Source organism: Levilactobacillus lanxiensis, from assembly GCF_016861655.1.
Classification (GTDB): Bacteria; Bacillota; Bacilli; order Lactobacillales; family Lactobacillaceae; genus Levilactobacillus; species Levilactobacillus lanxiensis.
Map to the genome: position 1 here is coordinate 78,985 of NZ_BOLN01000010.1, position 24,791 is coordinate 103,775.

21 protein-coding genes are annotated in these 24,791 nt (G+C 52.3%); 8 read left to right on the forward strand and 13 right to left on the reverse strand.

All coding sequences use genetic code 11. The annotated features are described in order from the left end of the window. Positions 1-296: 296 nt before the first annotated feature. The gene (locus JUF22_RS11925; protein WP_203646551.1) at positions 297-833 is read left to right on the forward strand and encodes a flavodoxin family protein; all 537 of its coding nucleotides are present in this window, start codon (positions 297-299) and stop codon (positions 831-833) included. Positions 834-1,700: 867 nt separating this feature from the next. Here the strand turns inward: JUF22_RS11925 and dnaB are convergent. From dnaB to JUF22_RS11950, 5 genes are all read right to left on the reverse strand, one after another. Beyond that, entirely contained in the window at positions 1,701-3,092 is a 1,392-nt protein-coding gene (gene dnaB, locus JUF22_RS11930) for a replicative DNA helicase (protein WP_125764954.1), read from the reverse strand. A 108-nt stretch (positions 3,093-3,200) separates the two neighbouring features. Then, positions 3,201-3,560, reverse strand: a complete 360-nt coding sequence (locus JUF22_RS11935; RefSeq protein ID WP_203646553.1) for a hypothetical protein — start codon at positions 3,558-3,560, stop codon at positions 3,201-3,203. Between the two features lie 7 nt (positions 3,561-3,567). Beyond that, positions 3,568-3,921 (reverse strand): hypothetical protein, encoded by a 354-nt coding sequence (locus JUF22_RS11940; protein ID WP_203646555.1) that lies wholly within the window; start codon positions 3,919-3,921, stop codon positions 3,568-3,570. Between the two features lie 107 nt (positions 3,922-4,028). After that, entirely contained in the window at positions 4,029-4,487 is a 459-nt protein-coding gene (gene rplI, locus JUF22_RS11945; protein ID WP_125764948.1) for a 50S ribosomal protein L9, read from the reverse strand. A 69-nt stretch (positions 4,488-4,556) separates the two neighbouring features. Next, positions 4,557-6,572: a DHH family phosphoesterase gene (locus JUF22_RS11950; protein ID WP_125764946.1), complete on the reverse strand. Its 2,016-nt coding sequence runs from the start codon at positions 6,570-6,572 to the stop codon at positions 4,557-4,559. Positions 6,573-7,169: 597 nt separating this feature from the next. Here JUF22_RS11950 and JUF22_RS11955 point away from each other — a divergent pair. The 3 genes from JUF22_RS11955 to JUF22_RS11965 all read left to right on the forward strand — a co-directional run bounded on the left by JUF22_RS11955 (position 7,170) and on the right by JUF22_RS11965 (position 10,297). Then, positions 7,170-9,053, forward strand: a complete 1,884-nt coding sequence (locus JUF22_RS11955; protein WP_203646556.1) for a DUF5776 domain-containing protein — start codon at positions 7,170-7,172, stop codon at positions 9,051-9,053. A gap of 74 nt (positions 9,054-9,127) precedes the next feature. Further along, positions 9,128-9,889 carry a MerR family transcriptional regulator gene (locus tag JUF22_RS11960; RefSeq protein WP_203646559.1) on the forward strand — a complete coding sequence of 254 codons (762 nt, stop codon included), beginning with the start codon at positions 9,128-9,130 and terminating at the stop codon, positions 9,887-9,889. 27 nt (positions 9,890-9,916) lie between these two features. Next, positions 9,917-10,297, forward strand: coding sequence for a type II toxin-antitoxin system HicB family antitoxin (locus tag JUF22_RS11965; protein WP_203646561.1), 381 nt, complete (start codon positions 9,917-9,919; stop codon positions 10,295-10,297). A 54-nt stretch (positions 10,298-10,351) separates the two neighbouring features. Here JUF22_RS11965 and JUF22_RS11970 read toward each other — a convergent pair whose 3' ends face one another. Then, positions 10,352-10,816, reverse strand: coding sequence for a VOC family protein (locus JUF22_RS11970; RefSeq protein ID WP_203646562.1), 465 nt, complete (start codon positions 10,814-10,816; stop codon positions 10,352-10,354). A gap of 586 nt (positions 10,817-11,402) precedes the next feature. On the opposite strand from JUF22_RS11970, the gene JUF22_RS11975 reads away from it, so the two are divergent. The 4 genes from JUF22_RS11975 to JUF22_RS11990 all read left to right on the forward strand — a co-directional run bounded on the left by JUF22_RS11975 (position 11,403) and on the right by JUF22_RS11990 (position 18,164). Next, the gene (locus JUF22_RS11975; protein ID WP_203646565.1) at positions 11,403-13,010 is read left to right on the forward strand and encodes a peptide ABC transporter substrate-binding protein; all 1,608 of its coding nucleotides are present in this window, start codon (positions 11,403-11,405) and stop codon (positions 13,008-13,010) included. A gap of 427 nt (positions 13,011-13,437) precedes the next feature. Continuing rightward, positions 13,438-14,625 (forward strand): metal-dependent hydrolase family protein, encoded by a 1,188-nt coding sequence (locus tag JUF22_RS11980; protein WP_203646567.1) that lies wholly within the window; start codon positions 13,438-13,440, stop codon positions 14,623-14,625. 466 nt (positions 14,626-15,091) lie between these two features. Next, complete coding sequence (locus JUF22_RS11985; protein ID WP_203646568.1) at positions 15,092-16,699, forward strand: peptide ABC transporter substrate-binding protein; 1,608 nt, start codon at positions 15,092-15,094, stop codon at positions 16,697-16,699. A 277-nt stretch (positions 16,700-16,976) separates the two neighbouring features. Then, positions 16,977-18,164, forward strand: a complete 1,188-nt coding sequence (locus JUF22_RS11990) for a metal-dependent hydrolase family protein (RefSeq protein ID WP_203646570.1) — start codon at positions 16,977-16,979, stop codon at positions 18,162-18,164. 71 nt (positions 18,165-18,235) lie between these two features. On the opposite strand, the gene JUF22_RS11995 is transcribed toward JUF22_RS11990, so the two are convergent. The 7 genes from JUF22_RS11995 to gyrA form a co-directional block, all read right to left on the reverse strand. After that, complete coding sequence (locus tag JUF22_RS11995; RefSeq protein ID WP_203646571.1) at positions 18,236-18,499, reverse strand: hypothetical protein; 264 nt, start codon at positions 18,497-18,499, stop codon at positions 18,236-18,238. 197 nt (positions 18,500-18,696) lie between these two features. Then, the gene (locus JUF22_RS12000; protein ID WP_203646573.1) at positions 18,697-19,539 is read right to left on the reverse strand and encodes a hypothetical protein; all 843 of its coding nucleotides are present in this window, start codon (positions 19,537-19,539) and stop codon (positions 18,697-18,699) included. A 143-nt stretch (positions 19,540-19,682) separates the two neighbouring features. Then, positions 19,683-19,922 (reverse strand): 30S ribosomal protein S18, encoded by a 240-nt coding sequence (gene rpsR / locus JUF22_RS12005; RefSeq protein ID WP_048733694.1) that lies wholly within the window; start codon positions 19,920-19,922, stop codon positions 19,683-19,685. 28 nt (positions 19,923-19,950) lie between these two features. After that, positions 19,951-20,517 carry a single-stranded DNA-binding protein gene (gene ssb, locus JUF22_RS12010; RefSeq protein ID WP_125764926.1) on the reverse strand — a complete coding sequence of 189 codons (567 nt, stop codon included), beginning with the start codon at positions 20,515-20,517 and terminating at the stop codon, positions 19,951-19,953. Between the two features lie 35 nt (positions 20,518-20,552). Next, positions 20,553-20,849 (reverse strand): 30S ribosomal protein S6, encoded by a 297-nt coding sequence (rpsF, locus tag JUF22_RS12015; protein WP_203640007.1) that lies wholly within the window; start codon positions 20,847-20,849, stop codon positions 20,553-20,555. Positions 20,850-21,152: 303 nt separating this feature from the next. Continuing rightward, positions 21,153-21,932 (reverse strand): helix-turn-helix domain-containing protein, encoded by a 780-nt coding sequence (locus JUF22_RS12020; RefSeq protein WP_203646575.1) that lies wholly within the window; start codon positions 21,930-21,932, stop codon positions 21,153-21,155. A gap of 292 nt (positions 21,933-22,224) precedes the next feature. Continuing rightward, on the reverse strand, positions 22,225-24,747 hold the full coding sequence (gyrA, locus tag JUF22_RS12025) for a DNA gyrase subunit A (RefSeq protein ID WP_203646681.1): 2,523 nt from the start codon (positions 24,745-24,747) through the stop codon (positions 22,225-22,227). Positions 24,748-24,791: the final 44 nt, after the last annotated feature.

Below are 24,791 nucleotides of genomic sequence, written 5' to 3' on the forward strand. Positions count from 1 at the left end.
AAATCACTCAGTTAAGACCACCGACACAGCTGGCCATCTTGGCCCACCGCTGGTCACTGACATTAACCACCCATTTTCACCATCCCTGCGGCTAACACGCGTTTAGCCCACACGCGCCATCCTCATTATTAGGCTGCCTTTCCAGTGTATTTAACCTATTGATTTAACTCATTTATCCCTTCCCGACAGGTAATTACTATCCCCATAAACAGCACCCTCTCAAGGACAATCCCCTCGCCAATTAATTGTTTTTCCTCCATACTTCTCGTACACTGAAACCAAAGGAGTGATCCGACATGACCGTTTTATTTATTAATGGCAGTCCCCGACTACACGGCAATACCGTGGCCCTAGGCGAACGCTTTTTACAGGATATTCCACATGACACCGTGAATCTGGCCGAGCATCAGCTAAACTTTGTCCACGACCAACGGGACACTAACCAGCCGCAACAGGATTTGACCGATGACTACGAACAACTGATGGCCACCTTTGCTCAAGCCGATGACATTGTCTTGGGTACGCCGGTCTACTGGTACGGCATGACCGGCCAGCTCAAGGTCTTCATGGATCGCTGGTTTGACAGCTATACCAACGACTTTGATTTCAGTCACAAACACGTCTACCTCTTAGTCGTAGGCGCCGATGAACCACAAACCAAGGCGCTAGGCATCACCCAGGCCGTTCAGCATTCCTGCGAATGGTTGAAAATGAGCTTCGAAGGCACGGCCACCGTAACGGCAGATGGCCCCGATGATGTCCGGAACATGTCCGACATGCCTAGCAGCTTCTGGCAACTCGGCGGCCGGCTCCGCGCCAACGAAAACGCATAGCGGTCAATTCCGATTCAACGTAATTTTAACAATGTTTCATGTGAAACATTCTAAATCTGAAATAACGACAAAGATCCCGATATACCGCCATTTCTGGTTGGTATATCGGGATTTATTTTTTGGTTTAGATGAGATAATCTTCCTCCATGATTAAGACGGATTAGATGACTTCCCAATGGTTACCTTCAATATAAGTTACCAGCAATAACCCATTCCCCGAGCGGTGGTTGCCCCGAACCAGTATCAGCCGCAGGGCTGGTGAAAATGGGCTCAGCCGTGGGAGTTGCCTTAGCGGGTTCCCCGCTTAGGCAACTGCTATCTTTGAGACTCGCTTCTCAGAGGCTCAAAGTAAGTCTGGAGACCGCCTTTCGGCTCCAGACGTGCGCCCACAGCGTCACGGCCCATTTTCACCAGCCCGGAGGCGCAGAACCCAGAGCACAAAAAAAACCACCGCTCGGGGAAAGCGATGGTCATCGGAGTAGGGGTAACGTCACTATTATAAGAATGACGTTAACTATTTTTTCATTATTCCAGGGGAGGAGGAGTACATGAAAAAAGATTGTTAATCTTTGGTAGAAGCAACCGATTGGTTAACTTCTATGCTTCATATACTAATGGGAAAATATGATGAAACTGTGAACTTTCTGGCACACTCTTATGAATTTTAACCTACTTGACGATGTTACTGGGTAAAGCCTTAGGGGCGCAAGGGATTTGCTGGTCAACTACTTTTAGTGCTTTTCACGAATACCACGTTCCGTGGGGGACGAATTTTGTCGTTTATACATATATCCTTGTATTTATTCATCAAGACAGTAAGAAAGGCTGCGGAACACGACTGTCCGCAACCTTTTCAAAACGCTATTTCTATTGATCCGGTGTATAAGCCACTGACGAGAACTTGTTAAACGACTTCACGAATAGCAGTTTAACGGTTCCCCGCGGACCCGACCGGTTCTTTTCAATAATGACTTCAACTTCCCCGACATCTTGGTCACCCTCGTCACGAGGATCACTGTCGTTGCCGCCACCGTCTTCGTCGCCGTCCCGCTCGTAATAGTCATCACGATACAGGAACGAAACGATATCGGCATCTTGTTCGATTGACCCGGATTCACGGATATCGGACAACACGGGCCGCTTATCTTGCCGCTGTTCCACACCCCGAGAGAGCTGGGACAACGCAATAACGGGCACGTGCAATTCCTTGGCTAGCTTCTTCAGTTGCCGTGAAATATCGGAAACTTCTTGTTGCCGGCTTTCGTGGTTGGTCCCTTCAATCAGTTGGAGGTAATCGATCACAATCAAGCCCAGGTTTCCTTTTTCCTTAGCTAATCGCCGACACTTGGCCCGAATTTCCGTAATCTTATTCCCGGCGGTATCGTCGATATAAATGCTGGCCTTGGCCAGACTGCCCATCGCAACGATGAGGTTTTGCCATTCTTCTTCGGACAATTGCCCCGTCCGCAGGTGATTAGCGTCGATGGAACCTTCCGCACAGAGCATCCGGTTGACCAACGATTCGGCACTCATTTCCAAACTGAAAATGGCGACGGTCTTGTCGGTCTTGGTCCCCACGTTTTGCGCAATGTTTAGGGCAAAGGCGGTCTTCCCGACGGCTGGGCGGGCGGCGAGAATCATCAATTCATCGTCGTGCAGACCGGTCGTCATCTTGTCCAGCTCGGCATAGCCCGTCGAGAGACCCGTGATGACATCCCCCTGCTCGGACAATTTGTTGATCTCTTCAAAGGAGCTGTTCAGCACGTCACGAATTGGCTTGAATCCCGTTTGATTCCGGGTCTCCGCCACACTCATGATGTCCTTTTCGGCGTTGTCTAACATGTCGGCAACGTCTTCGTCCTGTTGGTAACCCTGGGTAACAATGTTCGTGGCCGTTTGAATCAGGCGGCGCACGATGGCCTTTTCCTGAACGATCTTCGCGTAGTAGGTTGCGTTGGCTGCGGTCGGCACAGACCCTGCCAATTCGGCAATGTAGGTCACGCCACCGACGTCATCCAGCTCATTTTTAGACGTTAACCGGTCGGTAATCGTGACCACATCAATGGCCTCGTCCCGGTCGTTTAAATCCATCATCGCTTGGAAAATAATCTGGTGTTCCCGGCGGTAAAAGTCCTCTGGGGCCAGGTATTCCAGCGCATCCACCAACGCGTCGGCGCTCAAAAAGATCGCCCCGAGGACGGCCTTTTCGGCTTCGAGGTTCTGTGGTGGTGTGTGATCTGTTAGAACGTTATTATCCATGCTTAGTATTTACCTCTTTAAAGAAAAACCCCGACATAAACTAGAGTTCCATTTTACCATGGAATGCGAGAAGTCGGTGGATTTTAGTGTGGCTTTTTTCGGCGAATTCTACGGACCCGGAGACACCTGCGGTAAGGCCACATTAAAAATTAAAATCCGGTAGATTTGAAAATCCACGATCGACGTCCCAGTATCCTCATGGAAAAAGCCCGAGTAACGCTGCGGGTAAATTGTATAGGTCGGAAAGACCCATTTGCCAATAGCCGTGCCTGGTAAAATGGTCGCACTATCCGGGTCATACTTGGGATGGCAAGACACCGCCACAGCTGGTTCCGCGTCGGTCAAAATTGAAAACCGAACCGCCAAGCTAGGACTGGTCGAGAGCAACAGCATGACCGCCACCACGACTTCGATTATTTTTCGCGCAAGTCCAATTTTATGCCAATGCGCTTTTAATTTCGCGAGCATCTGGCCCTCACCCCTTCGTAGCCGAGCGGCGCGGTAGCCACGTGACAGCCGCAGTCATCGCCACCAAAACTAGGTAGTTGATGCCAATCACCCCGAAGTCATCGAACCAATGATCAAACACCATCATCGCAATGATTCCGACGATTGCCGCAACCAGGCCGAAAATTTTCAACTTGCGGGACACCAAGCTAACGGTCACCACCAGTGCACCGACCACCCAAAATCCCAGGGGCACATTGCTGATGGCGGGGCTATCGTGAAAATCAATGGCTTGCGCATTCCACGCAAAATAAAAACCCAAATACGCCGTAAACAAAATGCCAAAAACACCAATAAGACTAGTGACTATTTTTCTGAGCATGCTAACGACTTCCTTTTCCGAATCGGCTGGCAAGCCGCCGATTTCATTCCTGAAAAAAAGGCCACCCAAACAGGTGACCTTTCATCGACTTTCAATTAAATAATCGCTTATTTTTGCTTAGCGACCACGTGTACCCGAATCTTAGCCGTCACATCGCTGTGTAGCTTAACGGGCACGTTGGTGAAGCCCAGCGTCCGAATCGGTTCTGGGAGTTCAACTTTACGCTTATCAATCTTTAAATCAAATTGCTTTTGCAAGGCTTGAACAATTTGCTTGCTAGGAATTGACCCGAATAACCGGTCGTCTTCCCCCGCCTTCGCCACGATTTCAACGACCGTCTTGTCGGCCTCTAACCGCTTTTGCAAGTCGCGCGCTTCGGCCAAATCTTCGGCCTCACGGCGTTGTTCCGCTTTACGTTCGGCACTTAACTGACTCATGGCGGATTGGTTGGCTTCCTTAGCCAGCCCCCGCTTGATCAGGAAGTTTTGGGCATAACCATCGGGAACATTCTTGATTTCCCCGCGCTTACCCTTACCGCGAACGTCTTTGACAAAAATAACTTTCACGTCGTTCACTCCTCACTTATTACATATCTAATAATTATCCTACGCTACCTACTGGCGAGAAGCAATTAACTAAGTCGTTGCTGGCTCAGGTTCATCGGCATGGGTCAGGATATCTAACAGTTGTTGCTTGACCTCGGCCACCGTCTTATCAGCGATTTGGGTCGCCGCGTTGGACAAATGACCGCCACCGCCCATGGCTTCCATGGTCAGCTGCACGTTGATTTCACCCAACGAACGGGCAGAAATCCCCACGCGACCGTCTGCACGACGGGTAATCACGAACGAGGCATCCACGCCGGACATGTTCAGCAGGTCATCGGCCGCTTGCGCCGCGGTAACAGGGTCATAGGTTTGATCCTCTTCACCGGTGATCAGGGCCATGTCCTCGTTCACGAACTCAACCATTTCAATCAAATGATTGCGTTGCAGGTAACTATCGACGTTTTCCTTCATATACTGTTGCATCTCAATGGCGTCGGCCCCGGCGGACCGCAAGTAACTGGCCGCGTCAAACGTCCGGGTCCCGGTCCGTAGCGAGAAGTGCTTGGTATCAACGAAAATCCCGGTCAACATCGCCGTGGCTTCCAGCTTGTTGATGGGTTCCCCCTCTTGTGATTGATACTCAAACATTTCAGTAATCAACTCACAAGTCGAGCTGGCATACGGTTCAATGTAGACCAGCAAGGGGTTCTCGGGAAATTCTTCGCCCCGCCGGTGATGGTCAATGATCATCACGCGGTTCTCCAGGCGCTTGTACAGGTCGGCCGTGATAGAAATGGACGGCTTGGAATGGTCGACCATCAAGAGCATGCTCTGGTCGGTCGCCTTTTCCAGCGCCTCTTCTGGTGAAATGATGGCCGCATCCACGTCCGGATAGGCTTTCAAATTATCCAGCAAGCGCTGCACGTCGGAATGGACGGTTTCCTTGTCGAGGACGATCCAACAGGTCTTGTTGTTCATCTTGGCAATCCGCCGAATCCCCAGGCAGGCCCCCAACGAATCCATATCCGGTTGGGTATGGCCTTGGACGAAAATCTGGTCGGATTCGTTCATCAGCTCTTGCAGGGCTTGTGAAATCATCCGCGCCCGGACCCGCGTCCGTTTCTCCATCGGGTTGGTCTTCCCACCATAGTAGCGGGCTTCTTGGTCGGCGGCCTTGACGACAACTTGGTCGCCACCCCGGCCGAGCGCCAGGTCCAGGTTACTCTGGGCTTGGTCGGCCAGCTTATTCAGGTTGGCATCGCCGTACGCAATTCCCATACTCAGGGTCAACGGGAAGTTTTGCTTGGACGTGCTCTCCCGAATGGTGTCGAGAATTTTAAATTTATCCGCCTCGATGGCCGCCAGCGACTTGGCGTAGGCCAGCACGAAGTAGTGGTCGTCATCCAGTTGCTTGAGGTACATGTCAAACTGTTGGACCCAGGCCGATAGCTCATTGGTCACGTAATTTCGCAGGTTGGAAATGTCTTGGTCGGTCATTGATTGCGTCACTTCATCATAGTTATCCAAGAAGACTTGGCCGATGGCAATTTTCTCGTCATCGTACTGTTCCTGAATCAACTGATAGTGGGTGATGTCGTAGAGGTAGACCGCGTGAAAATCCGGTTGGACGTACAGCGTAAAGCGGTAGTCGCGCCAGCTCACGGTGGTCATGGTCTGCGGTGGTGTCGTCGCCACGAGCTTGGCCAGGTCGGCATCCACGTCACTTAACGTGCGATTCAACACATCCGTATCACCAAAGTAATGCTGCAGATACGGGTTGACCCACTCGATCTGATCCGTGTCGCCCAGAATCATGACACCAGGTGGCATCCGAATCAGTGCCTCCTGCTCGCCCTGTTGAATCCGAAACGACAGGTCGGATATGTACTGGGTGGTGTCCGCACCAATCTCTGCCATGGTATTGAACAGAAATAGCGTGGCCACCCCCACCAGCACCAGAATCACGATCCCGAAGATCCAGTTCAACAGGAACGACAACACGATACCCAGAATGGCCAAGACCGCCGTGAGTACCGCGATTCCCCGCAGGCGCCGATTCTGCAAAAACTCGGGCACGTTGTCTCGTGAAAATATTTTATTCATACTTGCTCCTCATCTGTTTCATCTTAAAAAGTTATGGTTACCCGCATCATTTTGACGGGGTCAGAAAGTTACAAATAATACCCTTATTTTATCACACTTCGGGGTCAGTACAAAACAACGGTCTTGGATGAAACCCCGGCATGGCGGCGTTGGGTTCGGATTCTTAGGGATGGTGAAAAGTCGTTCTGGGCTTGGTGTTTCATGGGAAGCGGGCGTGGGGCTGGTTGTGCGTGGGGAATACAGTGTTTCTGGGGACGGGGACGTTGGGTGCTGTGACAAATTACTCGAGGGAGCTTGATATTGGACAATCACAAATACAACAATTTCAATTTTATACGTGGAACTATTCTATCTGACAATTTCTAAAACCATTCAATCGTATCCATTTCATCTTAATCTGGATTACCCCGGCTATATAAGGATTTTTATATTTTTATCAGTTTTCTTATCGCAGCGTATTTGCCAAATTTATGCTCAAATTATCAGCCGCACACATTAAACCATTTGTGCATTTTTCTTTAGGAAACATCTTTCTAACATGCTATACTTACCCCGACTGAAGAATCAGCTAATTGGCTCAGTTGGGGGGAGCACGTCATGGAAACACATCGTCATTGCCAACAGTTACTCTGGGCAAGTCTCACGACCCTCACCCTAGTCTGCGGGCTGCCAGTCATCTTCCCCAGTCCCGTGCTAGCCGCTGAAACGGAAGCAACCGAGACACTGCCCAGTCCCGCCCATGCTGACCAGGATCCCGTCGCGTTCGCGGATGCCAACCTAGCCGCGTTGGTTGGCAACGCCTTTGGCACTGAGGGTCGCCCCGTCACGTACGGGGATATCCGCCACTACCGCGGTGTTCAACCGGACATCAGCGACTATACGAGTTCTCTAGTCGCTACCTCCCTAGAAGGTCTCGAGAGTCTACGCGAATTACCCACCGGCATTGGCGTCACCATTCAGTTTGATGTTGCTAAACGCGTCTCCTGGGCGCCACTGGCCGGTGTTCCGGTCTCGGGCAGTCTGACGGTCTTTCAGGATGGCATGCACAACACCGACTTCACCGCTCTCAACCAGGTGAACATCCTGGAAGACCCGTCGACCTTTCCCCGTCAGCTGTGTCTCACCGGGATTAGCGGCTATATGAACTATGCCGGATTGACCGATGCGGACATTCACCTGCTAGACCCCCTTCTTAGCAAATTTAGTAACCTAAAATATCACAATCAGGACGGCCGCACGAACCTAACCATTAGTAATCAGCGGGTCACCGACTTCTCCTATTTCAGAAAATTTGGCAAGGTCAATGTCCTGGGCATCGGCCAGTACGTCGACTTCAAACAGAAAGTCACCTACATTGATCCCGCCACGTTCACTCCCGACTCGACCGTCCGTCTGCCCGCGCGGGTCAAGGGACTTGACGGCGAGCCCGTCCAAAATAGCCTGAAAGTTTTCAACAATGTCTCCAAAACCCTGACCCTGGACGGCACGGATGCCCTGGTGAGCGGCATTTATCCCGGGACTAAGTGGCTCATCATCATGCCTGTGCATACATACGCTAATTATTCCGAAGCGGCCCCAATCGACTACGCTGATGGCAGCATCCTGCTAACCGACAGCCTCCAGTATTACCGGTTGAAATGGGCGAAGGCCCCGGTTCCAGCCAAGCCGTCCCCGAAACCAGGACTCGCACCTAAGCAACCAGTCACCTCCACCCCAACGACACACACCACCACGACCAGTCACCCTCAGCCGCCACGGAAAGGGGCCGCTGCCAAGCAACCTCCCCAGCATTTCCAGCCACGGGTCGTTTACGCCATCAAGTCACTCTACCTCTACCGCCACGCGACCTTTCGGGTCAAGGAGCGCCAAACCAGATACGCCCAACAGCCGCGGGCTAATCGGCCCCTATTTATCATTATCGGTGAAACCAAATCTCATGCCGGCCGTCGCCGTTACCGCGTGCGGGACATCAATCATGCGAGTCGCACGGATGGGCAAACGGGCTACATCACGGCCAGCACCGGCTACGTGACGGCGGCTTACTATCGAACGGCGCCCCGCCAGATTACGGTGATTGATCCGGCCGGGGTCGATGCGCACTCGCAACCCCATCTGACGACCGCCAATCCGGTCACCCACTACGCCCAGGGGAGCGTCCTCAAGGTGGTCGCCATTCAGCACCGCCACCTCACGACGCGCTTCCAACTCGCCAATGGGACCTACATAACGGCCAATCGTCAACTCATCCGGGCCGGGAAACTCGTATCGCCCACCCACATTCAGACCAAAACTCGGGTGACCCGCTACGGCACGGCAAATCTCACGGAGCGGCGGCAAACCTACCGGCCGGGACGGCGGCTAAAGGTTCTGGGTTGGTCCTACGCGCACCCCCACGACCTAAGTAAGCCCAGCCCGCGGCGCTACCGCGTACCGGGTGGCTATGTAACCGCGAATCCGCGAGCGGTGCGGGTGATTGATTAGCGTAAATAAGTGCTTGACCTTGACGTAACGGCAACCTCTATAGTAGGTTTTAGGCAAGAAAAGGAGGTGGTCGCATGACCTACAGTGTCCAAGCCCTCAGCCAGCTCACCGGCGTGAGTCCGCGCACCCTGCGCTACTATGATCAAATTGGCCTATTGCCAGCCCAACGCAATCCCACGAACGGGTACCGCGAATACCCAGAGACTGCCGTGGACCAGCTACAAATGATTCGTTATTTCCAAACCTTTGGCTTTCAGCTCACCGCGATCCAAGATTTACTAGCTCAGCCTAAAGCGGCGCAAACAGCCGCCTTAGCCGACCAACGCCAGCGTTTAGCCGCTGAACGCGACCACCTGACGACCTTGCTAAATACCCTAGACCGCACCCTAGCGGCTAGAAATGGAGGTCCCCAAATGACCAATGCAGAAAAATTTAGCGCCTTTAAGCAAGCACAATTAGACCAGAACGACCGGCAATTTGGCCCGGAGGTTCGGCAACGTTATGGCGCCGAGAGCTTTGCCGCCAGTCAACAGAAATTTGCCAACCTGAGCGAAGCCGATTACCAGCAAATGCAGGCCACTGAGCAGGCACTCTTTCAAGCGCTCCGCACGGTGACCCGCAGTGGTGACTTAGCTAGTGAGGCAGCACAACAGGTGTTCACGCGACACCGGCAATGGTTATGTTTCACGTGGAACAATTACACCGCAGAAGCTCACCGTGGCCTGGCCCAAATGTACGCTGCCGATAGCCGGTTTGCGGACTACTATAACGACCACGTTGGGCTGCCCGACGCCGCGCAAACACTGGTTGCCGTGATTACACGATACGCCAAATAACGAGCCCCATTTTCAAGGAGGAAATTCATGCTGCCAAACTTACTGGTTTATCCCATCATTCTGCATAAGGAAACTGTTGGTGGCTTCAGCGTCGAGGTCCCGGACATCGGTTGGACTCAGGGTGATGACCCGGCCGATGCTTTAGCAATGGCTCAAGACTTAATCGGCACGGCCTTAGCTGGTGAGGATACCGTGCCGCCAGCCACACCGTTCGATCAAATCGAGGTATCTGCCCCAGACATGAAGGCCCTCGTTTCAATTGACCTGGAACTTTTCTGCCGGCAGCACCCCGTAATGGTTCGCAAGCACGTTTCGATTCCAGACTACTTAAATGACCTTGGCATTGAACAAGGCATTAATTTCTCAAAACTGTTAACCGAAGCACTACATCTCCGGCTAGATGCCTAAACTAAAAACGACTGATACCGCACCTCTAAAGGGACTGGTATCGGTCGTTTTTGCTTACTTATTGGGGTCCTTGATCTGACTCCACTTCATCACGTGCAGCATCCAAGAAATCCCGTACTTATCCGTGAAATGGCCCATCTTGCCACCCCAGAACTGCTCGGCAAACGGCATATCAATGGTGACCTGACCGCTGGCCTGCAGGTGTTGGTAAAAGTCCTCGGCCGCCTGAACGCTGGCAGCATCATCCCCATCGATGTCTAAAATCATATCGACCTGATTGGACGACTGGACCGGGCCACGGAAACTATCTGCCACTTGAAAACTCATCCCTAAGACGGTAAAGCCGCCATGGATGGTCATACTGTCTAAATCAGCCTCAGCCGGCAGGTGAAATTGTTGCGCCTGCTCGGGTTGGGGACTGAATCGGTACACGTCGGTCGCACCGAACACGTCTTGGTAATAGGTCAACGCCTCCTTGGCATTTTCAAACGCAAAACTAGGAATCAAACGGGATTGCATGGACAACCATCTCCTCAATTTAGATGGCTTAAGTGTACCAATCACTGGCAAAAACCGGTAGTGATTAGGCTTGATTATTTGGCAACAGCACGATCGGTGTTCGTCTATATTTTTTTCGAAACCATTATTTCTATAAGACATCCACAAAAATCGGTCGTCTCTGCCACAACTATTTGCCAACTTTCCGTTGACATTCGCTAGATTCCTGCTAAACTAGCAATCATTAACAATTGATTAGAAAATTAAAAAGTGATGATGAAGACTAGTAACGTCCTTGGTCCTTGTTAGCGAGCCCGGTTAAGTGCAAGCGGGTCAAGGCTGACGACGCGAACTCCCTTCTGAACTGTCAGCTGAAATTTAGTAAGCCCGACCGGTGGCAACCGTTATCCCTGCAGTGAATCGCGACCTGGCTGGCCCATCGGACCTAGCTGATGGTTACCGGCCTCTAGGAGTGTCGCCGTTCACGTTCGAGTAAAAATTAAGGTGGTACCGTGCGACAGCGCCCTTACGGAGAAGTTCTTTCCGTGGGGGCGCTTTTTGTGTCCACCACTATTTCTAAGCAATTGAAACTAGGAGGGTGTTCCACATGAAACATTTTGCAGCACTAATTCCCGTCACCATGCTGGTGGCCATCACCTTGAGTGCCTGTGGCAGTAGTGCCGCGGGTCAAACCAATAAGAATAAAACCTTGAACGTCACCTTGGCCGACGAACCAGCCACTGTCGACCCTAACAAGGATACCGACACCAACAGTGCCAGCGTCATTTTTCAAACGATGGAAGGTCTCTACACGTACAGCCGCAACAACAAAATCATCCCCGGGGTGGCCACCAAGGTCGTTACGCCCACGAATCACGGCAAGACCTATACGTTTACCCTGAAGAAGACGGCCAAATGGGCCAATGGTCAGCCCGTCACCGCACAAGACTTTGTGACTTCGCTTCGGCGCATGGCGGACCCCAAGACTAAGGCCCAATACGCGAGCCTCCTGTCGTCGTTTAAAAATTACAGCGCCATACAACACAGTCAGGCCGCCCCATCCAAGCTGGGAATCACTGCGCTCAGTAAAACCAAGCTGCGCATTCAGTTGACCAAGGCCGTGCCCTACTTCAATGACCTGCTGGCCAGCAAGTATTATCCGTTGAACACCGCCGCCGTGACCAAATACGGCAGTAAGTACGGGACCAGCGCCACTACGGCCATGGCCAATGGCCCGTACAAGCTGGTCGGCTGGACTGGGAGCAATTCGACCTGGCACTACGTGAAGAATTCCCACTACTGGAACGCCAAGAACGTTAAAATCAAGCGCGTTAAGGTCGCCGTGACCAAAGACGAAACGACGGCCGCTAACCTATTCAAGGCGGGCAAGGTCCAAGAAACCACGGTCAGTGGTGAGTATGTCCGGGCCAATAGCAATGAAAAACAGCTCCACACTCACCTGCAGGGCCGCATGAACCTGTTGTATTTCAACCACAAACGGACCGTTACCGACTCCGAAAATTTGCGGCAGGCCGTTTCCTACATCGTCGACCGCAATCAATTGACCAGTCAGGTGCTCCAGGACGGGTCCAAGCCCGCGCTGAGTGCCATTCCGCGTGGCGACCAAACCAATCCCCAGACGGGCGGCGATATGGCCACCGAAACCGGCAACCTGCTCCCCCACGACATTGCCAAGGCTAAGGGTTATTGGCAGAAATACTTGAAGGAGACCGGCAAGTCCACTGCCACCATTAGCATTTTGACCGACGACAGTGACGACGATAAGAAAATCGGCACCTACCTCCAATCCGTGATGGAGAAACACTTCAAGGGCCTGACCGTGAAAACGGCCGCGCTGCCCCACGCCCAACACGTGGCCCGCGACTTCTCTGGCGACTTTGACATCAACCTGATTGGCTGGTCGACCAACTGGCTGGACGCGTCCGACTACCTGGATTTGGCGGCCAAGGACAACTCCGTCAACTTCACCCACTGGAATGATTCGACCTACAACCAGCTTCTCACGACCGCGGAAAATAAAACGGGCCAGGCCCGCTACAATGGCTTGGTCACCGCCAATAAATACCTGATGGGCGTCAAGGGCTACGTCCCCCTGTACCAACCTTCAGAGGCCAAACTGATTAGCAACAAGGTTGGCGGCTTGACGTATTCATTGATCAACGACGCCCAGTATCAGTATGCTTACTGGAAGTAGAGTGCGGAGAGAGCCGCTTAGACTCTGAGCATTAACGTCGGTTTAGTGATGCCCCCGGTCTTTGGGGGGATTACTGAACCGGGGTTAAGCGCAGGAGTCTGGCTCTCGGAGCACGTTTCCAAGGCTGCTGATTTTCGGATAGATACGCGCAGAGCCAGTCAAATGATTTAAGATGCTGTAACCTTAAACAACCAGGAGTGCTTGGACTTTCTAAGCGCAGGGGCCTGCCTTGTGTAGCACGTTTCCAAGGCTGCAAGCTTCCGGATAGACACGCGCAGAACCCGTTCAACGACCTAAGGCAAGATTAGGTCAATCCCCACCCAAAAGGACTGACTAAACCGTAATCAATCCCAAAGAAACCGCGTCACCAATCACCATCAATCCGTTATCAAAATTTAAAAAATACCAAATTCAGGAGGACTCACCCATGACGAAAAAAACATTCTACAACTTCACCCTATTTGACGGCGCTGGCGATCAAAATACGCCGGACGCTTGGTTCACCGTGGACACCGACACCGGCAAGATCACTGCCAGCGGCACGGGTCACCCCGATACCACCGACGAACAAGTCGACCTCCACGGCCAATATGTCATGCCCGGCTTTATCAACGTGCATACCCATATCACCAGCAATCCCGACTCCTTTAGCGGTAGCTTCGGCGCGTCCGAATCCGAGTCCGCGGTCTTTGGTTACGAGAATCTGCAGAAGCTCCTCAAGTCAGGTGTCACCTACATTCGCCAGTGTGGCGCGACTTACGACGTCGATATCAAACTCAAGCGGCTCCAACGCGACGGACGCCTGCCGCGCACTCCACACATCATGGCATCCGGTCGCGCCTTTTCAATGACCGGGGGCCACGGGGATGGCCGCAACTCGGCCTACCTGGTCGACTCCCCCGACGAAATGCGTAAGGGCGTGCGGCAAGCCTTTAAGGCCGGCGCCGAATGCATCAAGGTCATGGCGACCGGCGGCGTGATGACGCCCAACGACTTTATGGAAGACCCGCAACTCTCCGTACCCGAAATGCACGTAGCCGTTGAGGAAGCCCATCACAAGCGGCGCATCGTCGCCGCCCACGCGGAAGGCAATCCCGGAATTCAAAACGCCCTCGATGCCGGCGTCGACTCCATCGAACACGGCTTCTACGTTAACGAGGCCGAGGCGCATCAGATGATTGCCCAGGGGACCTACCTCACCCCGACACTGATTGCCGAATGGGTCATCCCCGAAAAAGGCCGCGGCGTGCTTCCCGATTGGGAGGTCAAAAAGGCTGCCGACGCCATTGATGACACCTACCACAACCTGAAGCGTGCATTTGAAATCGGCGTGAAATTCACCTGTGGCACCGATGCCGGTACCCCCTTCAACGGCTTTGACCGGACCCCCGACGAGTTCGGCCTGCTCACCAAGGTGGGGATGACCCCCGCACAGGCCTATCACTGTTCTAGCATCAACTCGGCCACGCTTTTAGGCGTTGCCGATGACTACGGTACCCTTGAAGTTGGCAAGCACGCCGATTTCCAAGTGCTCCGGGCTGACCCATTAGCCGATACGGCCGCCGTAAAGCAAACGGACAAGGGCGTTTACGTGGGCGGTATTCAACAGTTTTAACCCCCTTCGGAAAAATTAATTTCAATTTTCGCGTTGACAAATAATTTTTCGGTGCTAAACTAGCAATTATTAACAATTGATTAGAAAATGAAAATGTGATGATGAAGTCCAGTAGCAGTGACCATCCTTGTCAGCGAGCCCGGTAAAGTGAGAGCGGGTCAAGCCAGTCGCCGTGAACATCCCTTCGGAGCAGTTAGCTGAAATCCAAGTAAGCGTCAACCGGGAGCATCCGTTATCAATGCAGTGAATCGCGGGAGTAGTCGCGGCTTCAATCGATCCTAGCCCTTGGGCCTCGACTCCTAGGAAGCCCGCCGTTCATAATCAAGACGATGCGTTTTCGCGTCGCAAAAATAAGGTGGTACCGTGCGCAAGCACCCTTACAGAGAAGTATTTTCTGTAGGGGTGCTTTTTGTTTGTCCACCGCCGCTAATGTTCTAATCAATTGAATTCTAGGAGGGTGTTTCACATGAAACATTTTGTTTGGACTGCACCACTAGCTTTACTCACTGTCTTATCCCTAGCCGGTTGTGGCAGCGCGGCTGGTCACACGACCAATAAGAACCGCACGCTCAACGTGACGCTGGCCAGTGAGCCCGCCACCGCCGACCCCAACAAGGACACCGACACCAACAGTGCCAGCGTCATTTACCAGACGATGGAGGGCCTCTACACCTATAACAAGGCCAATAAAATCGTGGCTGGTGTCGCGACGAAGGTCGTCACCCCCACTAATCATGGCAAGACCTACACCTTCACGCTGAAGAAGAACGCCAAATGGGCCAACGGGCAGCGCGTCACCGCCCAGGACTTCGTGACGTCCCTTCAACGGATGGCCGACCCCAAGACCAAGGCCCAGTACGCTAGTGTCCTCTCGGCATTTAAGAACTACGCTGCCGTCCAAAAGGGCACCCTACCAGCTTCCAAGTTAGGCGTTAAGGCGCTGAGCACGACCAAGCTCCAATTTCAACTGAGTAAGGCCGTCCCATACTTCGATGACCTGGTCGCCAGCAAGTATTACCCGCTGAACACGGCTGCCGTCAAGAAATATGGCCAGAAATACGGGACCAGCGCCGCAAAATCCGTGGGTAACGGGCCCTACAAGCTGGTTGGTTGGACCGGTAGTAACGCCACCTGGCACTACGTCAAGAACCCCCACTACTGGAACGCCAAAGAGGTTCAGATCAAGCGCGTTAAGGTGGCCGTCACCAAGGACGTGAACACCGCCGCGAACCTATTTAAGAGCGACAAGGTCCAGGAGACCACGGTCACTGGTGAATACGTGCGCGCTAACAGTAATGATGCGAGCCTACATACCCATTTGACTGGCCGCTTGAACTACCTGTACGTCAATAGCCGCAAGACCGCGACGAACTCCGAGAACCTGCGCCAAGCCATCTCCGCCGTCATCGACCGCAAGCAATTAACTAATAAGGTGCTCCAGGATGGTTCCAAGCCAGCCTTGAGCGCCGTGCCGCAAGGCGACCAGGCGAACCCGAAGACCGGGCAGGACATGGCCAAGGAAGTCGGCAACCTGCTCCCCCACAACGTCGTCCAGGCCAAGACTTACTGGGCGAAATACCTGAAGGAGACCGGTAAGACCAAGGTCACGCTGAACCTTTTGACGGATGATACAGATGACGATAAGAAGGTCGGCACCTACCTCCAATCCGAAATGGAGAAGAATCTAAAGGGCCTGACCGTCACCACGACCGCCATCCCCCACGCCCAACACGTGGCTCGAGACTTTGCCGGAACCTTTGAGCTCAACCTCACCGGCTGGTCGACCAACTGGCTAGACGCCTCCGACTACCTCAACTTGGCAGCCAAGGGCAATACCGTCAACTTCACCAACTGGAACGACAGCACTTACAACCAGCTGCTCGCGACCGCCGATGGTCAAACCGGACTGGCCCGCTACAAGTCGCTGATGAAGGCCGACAAATACCTAATGAGCGTCAAGGGCTACCTGCCCCTCTACCAGCCATCCGAGGCCAAGCTGATCAGCAGTAAGGTCGGCGGACTGCACTACTCGCTGTTAAACGAGGCGCAGTACCAATACGCTTACTGGAAATAGGCTTAACCCCCTTGCCTCCGGGTCGGTGAAAATGAGACTGGTCCGCTGTGGGCGAACGCCCGGAGCCAAAGTTCGGTCTCCGCGCTTACTTTGAGCCGAAAGAGCACGTCTCAAAGCTATCAGTTCCCTAGGTGGCGAACCCACCAAGGGAACTCCCACGGCTAAGCTCATTTTCACCACCCCTGCGGCTGATACTGGCTTAACCCGTAATCTTTTAACTTATTAAACAGCTATATAACCCATAATAAATGCACTTTAAATCTTAGGAGGAATTTCTATGACCAAAACTACTTTCCATAACTTCACCCTGTTCGATGGCGCTGGTGACCACAACGTGCCTGATGCCTGGTTCACCGTTGATAATGACACCCATAAATTAGTTGACCGCGGCCAAGGCACACCGGCCGCCGCTGATGATCAGGTCGACCTGGGCGGCCAATACGTGATGCCCGGTTTCTTCAACGTCCACACCCACGTGACCCTGAGTCCCGACTCTTTCAGTGGCCAATTTGGCCAATCCGAGTCCGAGGTCGCCGTCTTTGCCTACGAGAATTTACAAACGCTGCTAAAATCCGGGGTCACCTACGTCCGCCAGTGCGGGACGACCTACGACGCCGACGTTAAGCTCAAACGCCTGCAACAGCAGGGGCTCCTGCCTCATACACCGCACATGCTGACGTCTGGGCGCGCCTTTTCCATGACCGGGGGCCACGGGGATGCGCCCCACGCCGCCTACCTGGTCGACTCTCCCGATGAAATGCGCAAGGCCGTCCGCCAAGCCTTTAAGGCCGGTGCGGAAACGGTGAAGGTCATGGCGACCGGCGGTGTCATGACGCCCAATGACTTCATGGAAGACCCGCAACTCTCCGTGGCAGAAATGCACGCGGCCGTTGAAGAGGCCCATCACAAGCGTCGGTTAGTTGCCGCCCACGCGGAAGGCAACCCGGGGATCCAAAACGCCCTGGACGCCGGCGTCGATTCCATCGAGCACGGTTTCTACGTAACAGCGGATGAGGCGCGGCAAATGGTTAAACAGGGCACCTACCTCACGCCCACTCTCATTGCCGAATGGACGATTCCCGCCTTCGGTAAGGGCGTGCTTCCGGACTGGGAAGTGAAGAAATGTGCCGACGCCTTGGACGATACCTACGTGAATTTGAAACGGGCCTTTGAGCTTGGTGTCAAATTCACCTGTGGGACCGACGCCGGCACCCCCTTCAATGGTTTTGACCTAACGCCAGACGAGTTTGGCCTGTTGACGCGTGTGGGCATGACCCCAGCGCAGGCCTACCAGTGCTCGAGTTTGAACTCGGCGGCACTGCTGGGCGTCGACCAGGAATACGGCACACTAGAAGTGGGCAAGTTTGCTGATTTCCAGGTCTTGAAAGCTGATCCGCTGGCGGACACAGCCAACGTCAAACAAGCTGACAAACAAGTCTACTTAGGTGGCCATCGGGAATTTTAGACAACAGAAAAGCAATGCCTCAGCGAAGGATTCGACCCCTCACGCTGAGGCATTGCTTTTTTGATTTTAGCTTATACATGCCGTTGTCGGTAAACGAACTTCACGCCGTGGATAATCGTTTCCACTAAAAATGTTCCGATCAACAGAATATAGTAAAGGCTCATGACCCCAAACAAGATATCGTTAGCTGGGGATGGTACCAGAAACGAAAAAATTGAAATAGTGATCACCGGCCCAAACATGACGTTGAGCACACGAAACCACTTCGTGTAGCCGCGAAATTGATGCCACGCAATCACGTAAAGATGGCAGTAAGATGCCCACAATTTTCGCATGCTACTGTCGCCTCCCCTTGCTTAAGGACCTGTCCCCACAGGTGGAATGACTAGCTTTACACATAAATATCCTCCCCTTAACGTTATCATTTATCCCCTGAATCTATTCTCAAGTATAGCCATCACCGTCGTCCCCGACAAGGGCTGGCCCCACGTAAAAAGCCCGCCGCCCATAGGCAACCGGCCTTCACTTAAACCTATTTTGTCGTTTGTGCCAAAACTACCGCGATTTGACCATTTTCAACGAGGCAAATACCCAGTCGCCAACTACTATCGAGGCTGGCGATTTTTTCGGCGGTCCACCCCTGACTGGTTAAAGCCTCCTGCAGCTTGGCAACTCGACCAGCGACCGGTTGGCCGTAGGTAACTTGCCAGTACCAGTACAGCTTGTTGCTAAAATCCAGGTTAAATTCATCGGTATATCCTTGAATGTTCTTGAAGTCGCTTGCATCCAGCGAGAACGTGCTGACGGGTACAATATTCTTGTAGCCACTAATACTGGTTGGGAATGAATCAAAGCGCGTTGCCGTGTACTTAGACAACTGGAAATCTAATGGAACGTTAGGAAAGACTTTCAGAACCGCTCGCGTGAGTTTTTGCGACGGATCGGTCTGAATGAATTTCGTATACGCCGCGGCGCTCTTGAAGTTCCGCGGTGTCTTCTGGCTATAGGCCGTCAGATACTTGTTCCAGACCAGCCCCTTAATCTTCTTGTCATAGGTCGTGACCTGGTAGTAAACGCCCTTCCCCGGTTTGGTGACGGTGCCCACCAAATACCAAGACGTCTTCGGATAGTTATTCAGATTATGAATCTTCTTCGTATGCTTTAAATTCCACATATACGCTTTTTTCGTCGTCACACTGGTCGCATACAGACTCGGTGAATTGGCGTCCCCATTGGGCTGCGTCAGTAACTGATGCGTTGTGGTCCCACTTAACCAACTCTTCGCGTGGGCCGTGGCCGGCTGACCGATGCCTAGCCCGACTGCCGCCCCGACTAATGCCAAACTCACACCTAACTTAAATCCCCGTTGTCTCATGTACATCATCTCCTCATACCCGCCATTTTAGCATGAATCTGTAGAATTGGGCAGATTGTTACCTATTTACATTGTAACTTTCATCTGTTAGACATAAAAAAAGACCAACCACATCTCTGTAGTTGGTCTCATTTCGGTTTTAATTAACCTTCTTCACTGACGAAAGGCATTAAGCCCATGATCCGTGAACGCTTGATAGCGATGGTTAACTTACGTTGGTTCTTGGCACTAGTGCCAGTAACCCGACGAGGTAAAATCTTGCCTCGTTCGGAGATAAACCGACGTAATAAGTCAGTGTCTTTGTAATCAATGTATTCGATGTGGTTGGCTGCAATAAAGTCAACCTTCCGACGGCGACGGCCGCCACGACGTTGTCCTGCCATGTGGAATTCCCTCCTCGATAATTAGTGTTTAGAACGGTAAATCATCATCAGAAATGTCAATTGAATCGCCGGAGTTCGCAAACGGATCGGCTGAGTTATTGTTCCCAGCGTTCCCCTGGTTGTTGTTAACCGGGTTCGGGTTCGTATTTTGAGTTGGGGCAGCCGGAGCTGTGTTCCCACTCGTGTACGGGTTGGCATTTTGATTCTGATTTTGCTGAGGAGCATTATTCGCGGAACCACCATTGTAGTTACCACCGTCGTTGTTGGCGTTGCGAGAACGCGGTTCAAGGAATGAAAAGTCCTCGACGACAACTTCGGTCACGTAAACACGTTGGCCTTGTTGATTTTCGTAATTCCGGGTCTGGATGCGCCCTTCAATTCCGACAAGGGAACCCTTGTGGAAGAAGTTAGCAAAGTTTTCCGCGGACTTGCGCCAGATGACGCAACTTACGAAATCAGCTTCCCGTTCACCAGATTTGTTGGTGAACCGCCGATCAACAGCCAGCGTAAAGGTGGCAACAGCAGCACCGCCTTGGGTATAACGTAAGTCAACATCCCGTGTCAGTCGGCCAGTAAGTACTACTCGGTTGATCATTGCTGAATAACTCCTCTCAATAGTTAAAGTTTAAATTAATCTTCGCGCTTAACGATCATGTGACGTAAGATGCTGTCGTTGATCTTAGCTAAACGGTCGAATTCGTTTAAAGCTGCGTCATCAGTAGCGTTTAACGTGATAACGTGGTAGATACCTTCGTTAAAGCCACCAATTTCGTATGCGAACCGACGCTTTGACCAGTCTTTCGAGTTGATCAATTCTGCACCGTTGTCAGTCAGTACCTTGTCGAAGCGTTCAACCAGAGCGGTTTTAGCGGCATCGTCAAGATCTGGACGAATGATGTAGGTGATTTCGTATTTAGTAGTTTCCATGAATGTTACACCTCCTTATGGACTTCAGGCCCCCACTGCAATGTGGAAGCAAGGAGAGACACTAGCGTAAGCCAGATACTCACAAGCTAGTAGTATAGCATAGAATGCAATCTTAAGCAAATCGGGGCCGACCGATGGGTGGTTGCTTACGTTACATAGGTTAACTCCGTAAAAGAAGGCCAAATGTTTTTTTATTTTTGAAACTTTTTCAATTAATTTGCAACTATCATGACAGAAAGCCCCACATATCCAAACAGCGGGGCGTTTACCTCCCTCGACGTAAACGCCCCGTTGCACTCATCCCTATGATAATTCCGCTTCCACCTGACTAGGTACCATCTTCAAAGCCAACGCCAACAACAAGTAGCTGTCTGGCAACAAATACACTAACCGTTGCTCCTGGCTCCACTGAATGCCTGCTTGAAGCACGCGACTAGCCTCAGCGGGCGCGTTCCTCTGTAGCAGGCTCTGGGCATACTGATAGTAAACGGCTGGTAAATTGACCGGATTGTCCAGTACCCGGTCCTGTTGGATGATGGTCCACGCCCGTTCAAACCCCTCAAAATTGGGCGTCTGACTCGTCTGAACACTCACCGCATTCTCCGCAGCCATCAGCAACAAGTCCAGCGACCGGTACTGCTTCGGGTGCTGGGGCGTCATGAACATCAGGCCCGCGCGCAAATGGAGCTCGGCCGCATCGACATCCCCAATAATGGCTAGCGACCGGCCATAGTAATACAGCACGGCCTGCCGATCCGTATCCGTCGTCAACCGATGGAGCACGTCACCAGCGGCGATATTGGCCACCAGCTCGCTGTATTTCTGGTTTTGCCACCAAGACTGCAGTTGCTGACTAAACGTCGGCAGACGCTGAATGGGGTAACTCTGTGGCAACGGCTGATTACGCACGATGCCCAATTGCCGGTAGAGTTGCGTCAGCTGCGCCACACTCGGGGTCTGCTGCCCCTGTTCGATGGCTGCCAACACATTTAACGGACACAACCGTGTCGCCAGGGCGGTCAACGCCAGTCCCCGTTGTTGCCGACACCTTTGTAAGTAGCTCCCAACCATTTCAAACGTCATGATTCTCCTCCAGTCTAATTTCCGTTAAACTTCATTAAGGCTAAGATACCAAATCGGGCAGAGAAAGTAAACAGATTAAACCATATACAATTATTTAAATATTCGATATCAGATTGCTGATATATAAGTGATAGTGACCCATTTTATTTTCTATAAATACTGACTAAATAGATTAACTACTTCTGCTAATAATTGGTTAGATGTATACAAATAGTCACCCCGAATTAACCGCAATCCGCAACGACAAAAAGAGCCCCACCAAATTGGCAGAGCTCTCTAAAGTTCAATTTAATTAAGCTTCTGGTGCGTCGGAATCCGGCGCCGTTGCCTGACTATCGTCCGCAACTGGCGTGGTGGCCACGTCACTAGCTGAATCTTCAGCTGGTGCAGTGGTCTCGCCGGCAGTCGTGGCGTCATCATCAGCCGTCTCGTCTTCCTTGGCAACCTTCGCCATGGTCGCAACGGCCGTGTCATCGGCCAAGCGAATCAGGTGAACCCCTAAGGTTGCCCGACCCGTTTCAGAAACGTCAGCCCCGCTAAAGCGGATCATAACGCCCTTGTTGGTCACTAACATCAGGTCTTCGTCACCATTCAAGGTGGTCAACCCAGCTAACGGACCGTTCTTGGCGGTCACGTTCACAGTCTTGATACCCTTACCGCCCCGACCCTTGATTGGGTACTCGCTGGCAGCCGTTTGCTTCCCATAACCCTTTTCGGAAATGACAAACACGTGGCTGTCCGGCTTGAGGACGCTGGCACCGATGACGTAATCGTTCTCGCGTAAACGAATCCCGCGAACCCCAGTAGCGGAACGACCCATGGACCGAACGTCCTGGGACGCAAAGCTAACGGCATAACCCAAATGGGTCCCGATGATCATGTTGGCTGCGGCATCAATGATGTCGACGTCAATCAGTTCATCGTTTTCCTTTAAGTTGATGGCCTTCAGCCCATTGCTGCGGATGTTGGCAAACTCATCAACTGGCGTCCGCTTAACCGTTCCTTGCACAGTGGTAAAGAACAGGTCGCGTTGGCCATTGTTCCCAGGGTTAGCCACGTTGATCACGGCCTGAACGTGCTCGTCGGTATTGATACCGAGCAGGTTGATGACCGGAATTCCCTTGGCAGTCCGCCCGTATTCAGGAATTTCGTACCCCTTCATCCGGTAAACTTTCCCGGTGTTGGTAAAGAACAACAGCATGTCATGAGTCGACGTTGCGACTAAGTGCTCGATGAAATCATCATCATGCACGCCCATGCCTTGAACCCCTTTACCCCCACGGTTTTGTGCCTTGAATTCAGACGTTGGCAACCGCTTGATGTAGCCGTTGTGGGTCAAAGAAACCACGACGTCTTCTTCAGCAATCAAGTCTTCGTCTTCCAAGCTGAGGACTTCACCGACCATTAATTCAGTCCGACGGGCATCCCCAAACTTGTTTTGAATATCGAGTAATTCTTGGTAAATGATGGCTTGTTGGCGTTCCTTGGATGCCAAGATTTCCTTGTCATCCTTGATAGCTGCCATGACATCATTGTATTCCTTCTCGACCTTTTCCCGTTCCAAACCGGTCAGGCGAACCAACCGCATGTCCAAGATGGCTTGCGATTGCTTATCTGACAGGCTGTAACGCGTCATCAATTCATTCTTAGCGACCTCGGCCGTTTGTGACTGCCGAATAATCGTGATAATGGCATCGATGTGGTCCAGGGCAATCCGCAACCCTTCCAGGATGTGGGCCCGAGCTTCAGCCTTCTTCAATTCAAACTGCGTCCGCCGCCGAATAACTTCCAGTTGGAATTCCAAGTAGTATTGCAGAATAGCCTTGAGGCCCAATACCTTTGGCGCCCCGTTAACAATGGCCAGCATGTTGATCCCGAATGAGGTCTGCATCAAGGTCATCTTGTACAAGTTGTTCAAAATGACTTCAGCACTGGCGTCACGACGAACATCGATCACGATACGCATCCCAGTCCGGTCGGTTTCATCGTTGACATCGGTAATGCCTTCGATTCGCTTATCCCGGGCCAACTCAGCGATTCGTTCAATCAGCTTAGCCTTGTTGACCATGTACGGAATTTCCGTGGCCACGATCCGTTGCTTGCCGTTCTTTTCTTCTTCGATGTCGACCTTGGCCCGCAGCGTAATGGTGCCCTTCCCGGTCTCGTAAGCCCGGCGAATAGCGGCTTTCCCCATCACGATCCCACCAGTTGGGAAATCGGGACCAGGTAAAGCTTCCATCAAGTCAGCTAAACTGGCATCTGGGTTGTCCATCAAAATGTGCAGGGCACTAATAACTTCGGTCAGGTTGTGCGGCGGAATGTTCGTTGCCATCCCTACGGCAATCCCGGAAGCCCCGTTAACTAAGAGGTTCGGGAACCGTGATGGTAAGACAACGGGTTCCCGTTCGGACCCATCGTAGTTATCTTGGAAATCAATCGTATCCTTGTTGATGTCCCGCAGCATTTCCATCGCAATTTTGCTCAGGCGTGCTTCGGTATACCGCATGGCAGCGGCCCCATCACCATCGACAGACCCAAAGTTCCCATGCCCATCGACTAACATGTACCGGTATGAGAAGTCTTGCGCCATCCGCACCATGGATTCGTACACGGCGGAATCCCCATGCGGATGGTATTTCCCAAGGACATCCCCAACCATCCGGGCAGATTTCCGGAATGGCTTGTCGGGCGTAATCCCCAGTTCATGCATATCATATAAAATCCGGCGGTGGACTGGCTTCAAGCCATCCCGCACGTCCGGTAACGCCCGTTGAACAATCACACTCATTGCGTAATCCAAGAAGGATGTTCGCATGGTTTGTGAAAGGTCAACGTCGGTAATCCGACCTAAATAATCTT

What these genes read in the sequence shown, in the direction of transcription:
- JUF22_RS11980 (WP_203646567.1), top strand. Translation starts at nt 13,438, where the DNA reads ATGACGAAAAAAACATTCTACAACTTCACCCTATTTGACGGCGCTGGC.
- JUF22_RS11990 (WP_203646570.1), top strand. Translation starts at nt 16,977, where the DNA reads ATGACCAAAACTACTTTCCATAACTTCACCCTGTTCGATGGCGCTGGT.
- gyrA (WP_203646681.1), bottom strand. Translation starts at nt 24,747, where the DNA reads ATGCGAACATCCTTCTTGGATTACGCAATGAGTGTGATTGTTCAACGG.
- JUF22_RS11985 (WP_203646568.1), top strand. Translation starts at nt 15,092, where the DNA reads ATGAAACATTTTGTTTGGACTGCACCACTAGCTTTACTCACTGTCTTA.
- JUF22_RS11955 (WP_203646556.1), top strand. Translation starts at nt 7,170, where the DNA reads ATGGAAACACATCGTCATTGCCAACAGTTACTCTGGGCAAGTCTCACG.
- dnaB (WP_125764954.1), bottom strand. Translation starts at nt 3,092, where the DNA reads ATGGATAATAACGTTCTAACAGATCACACACCACCACAGAACCTCGAA.
- rpsR (WP_048733694.1), bottom strand. Translation starts at nt 19,922, where the DNA reads ATGGCAGGACAACGTCGTGGCGGCCGTCGCCGTCGGAAGGTTGACTTT.
- JUF22_RS11995 (WP_203646571.1), bottom strand. Translation starts at nt 18,499, where the DNA reads ATGCGAAAATTGTGGGCATCTTACTGCCATCTTTACGTGATTGCGTGG.
- JUF22_RS11960 (WP_203646559.1), top strand. Translation starts at nt 9,128, where the DNA reads ATGACCTACAGTGTCCAAGCCCTCAGCCAGCTCACCGGCGTGAGTCCG.
- rpsF (WP_203640007.1), bottom strand. Translation starts at nt 20,849, where the DNA reads ATGGAAACTACTAAATACGAAATCACCTACATCATTCGTCCAGATCTT.
- ssb (WP_125764926.1), bottom strand. Translation starts at nt 20,517, where the DNA reads ATGATCAACCGAGTAGTACTTACTGGCCGACTGACACGGGATGTTGAC.
- JUF22_RS11940 (WP_203646555.1), bottom strand. Translation starts at nt 3,921, where the DNA reads ATGCTCAGAAAAATAGTCACTAGTCTTATTGGTGTTTTTGGCATTTTG.
- JUF22_RS11975 (WP_203646565.1), top strand. Translation starts at nt 11,403, where the DNA reads ATGAAACATTTTGCAGCACTAATTCCCGTCACCATGCTGGTGGCCATC.
- JUF22_RS12020 (WP_203646575.1), bottom strand. Translation starts at nt 21,932, where the DNA reads ATGACGTTTGAAATGGTTGGGAGCTACTTACAAAGGTGTCGGCAACAA.
- JUF22_RS12000 (WP_203646573.1), bottom strand. Translation starts at nt 19,539, where the DNA reads ATGAGACAACGGGGATTTAAGTTAGGTGTGAGTTTGGCATTAGTCGGG.
- JUF22_RS11965 (WP_203646561.1), top strand. Translation starts at nt 9,917, where the DNA reads ATGCTGCCAAACTTACTGGTTTATCCCATCATTCTGCATAAGGAAACT.
- JUF22_RS11935 (WP_203646553.1), bottom strand. Translation starts at nt 3,560, where the DNA reads ATGCTCGCGAAATTAAAAGCGCATTGGCATAAAATTGGACTTGCGCGA.
- JUF22_RS11970 (WP_203646562.1), bottom strand. Translation starts at nt 10,816, where the DNA reads ATGCAATCCCGTTTGATTCCTAGTTTTGCGTTTGAAAATGCCAAGGAG.
- JUF22_RS11925 (WP_203646551.1), top strand. Translation starts at nt 297, where the DNA reads ATGACCGTTTTATTTATTAATGGCAGTCCCCGACTACACGGCAATACC.
- JUF22_RS11950 (WP_125764946.1), bottom strand. Translation starts at nt 6,572, where the DNA reads ATGAATAAAATATTTTCACGAGACAACGTGCCCGAGTTTTTGCAGAAT.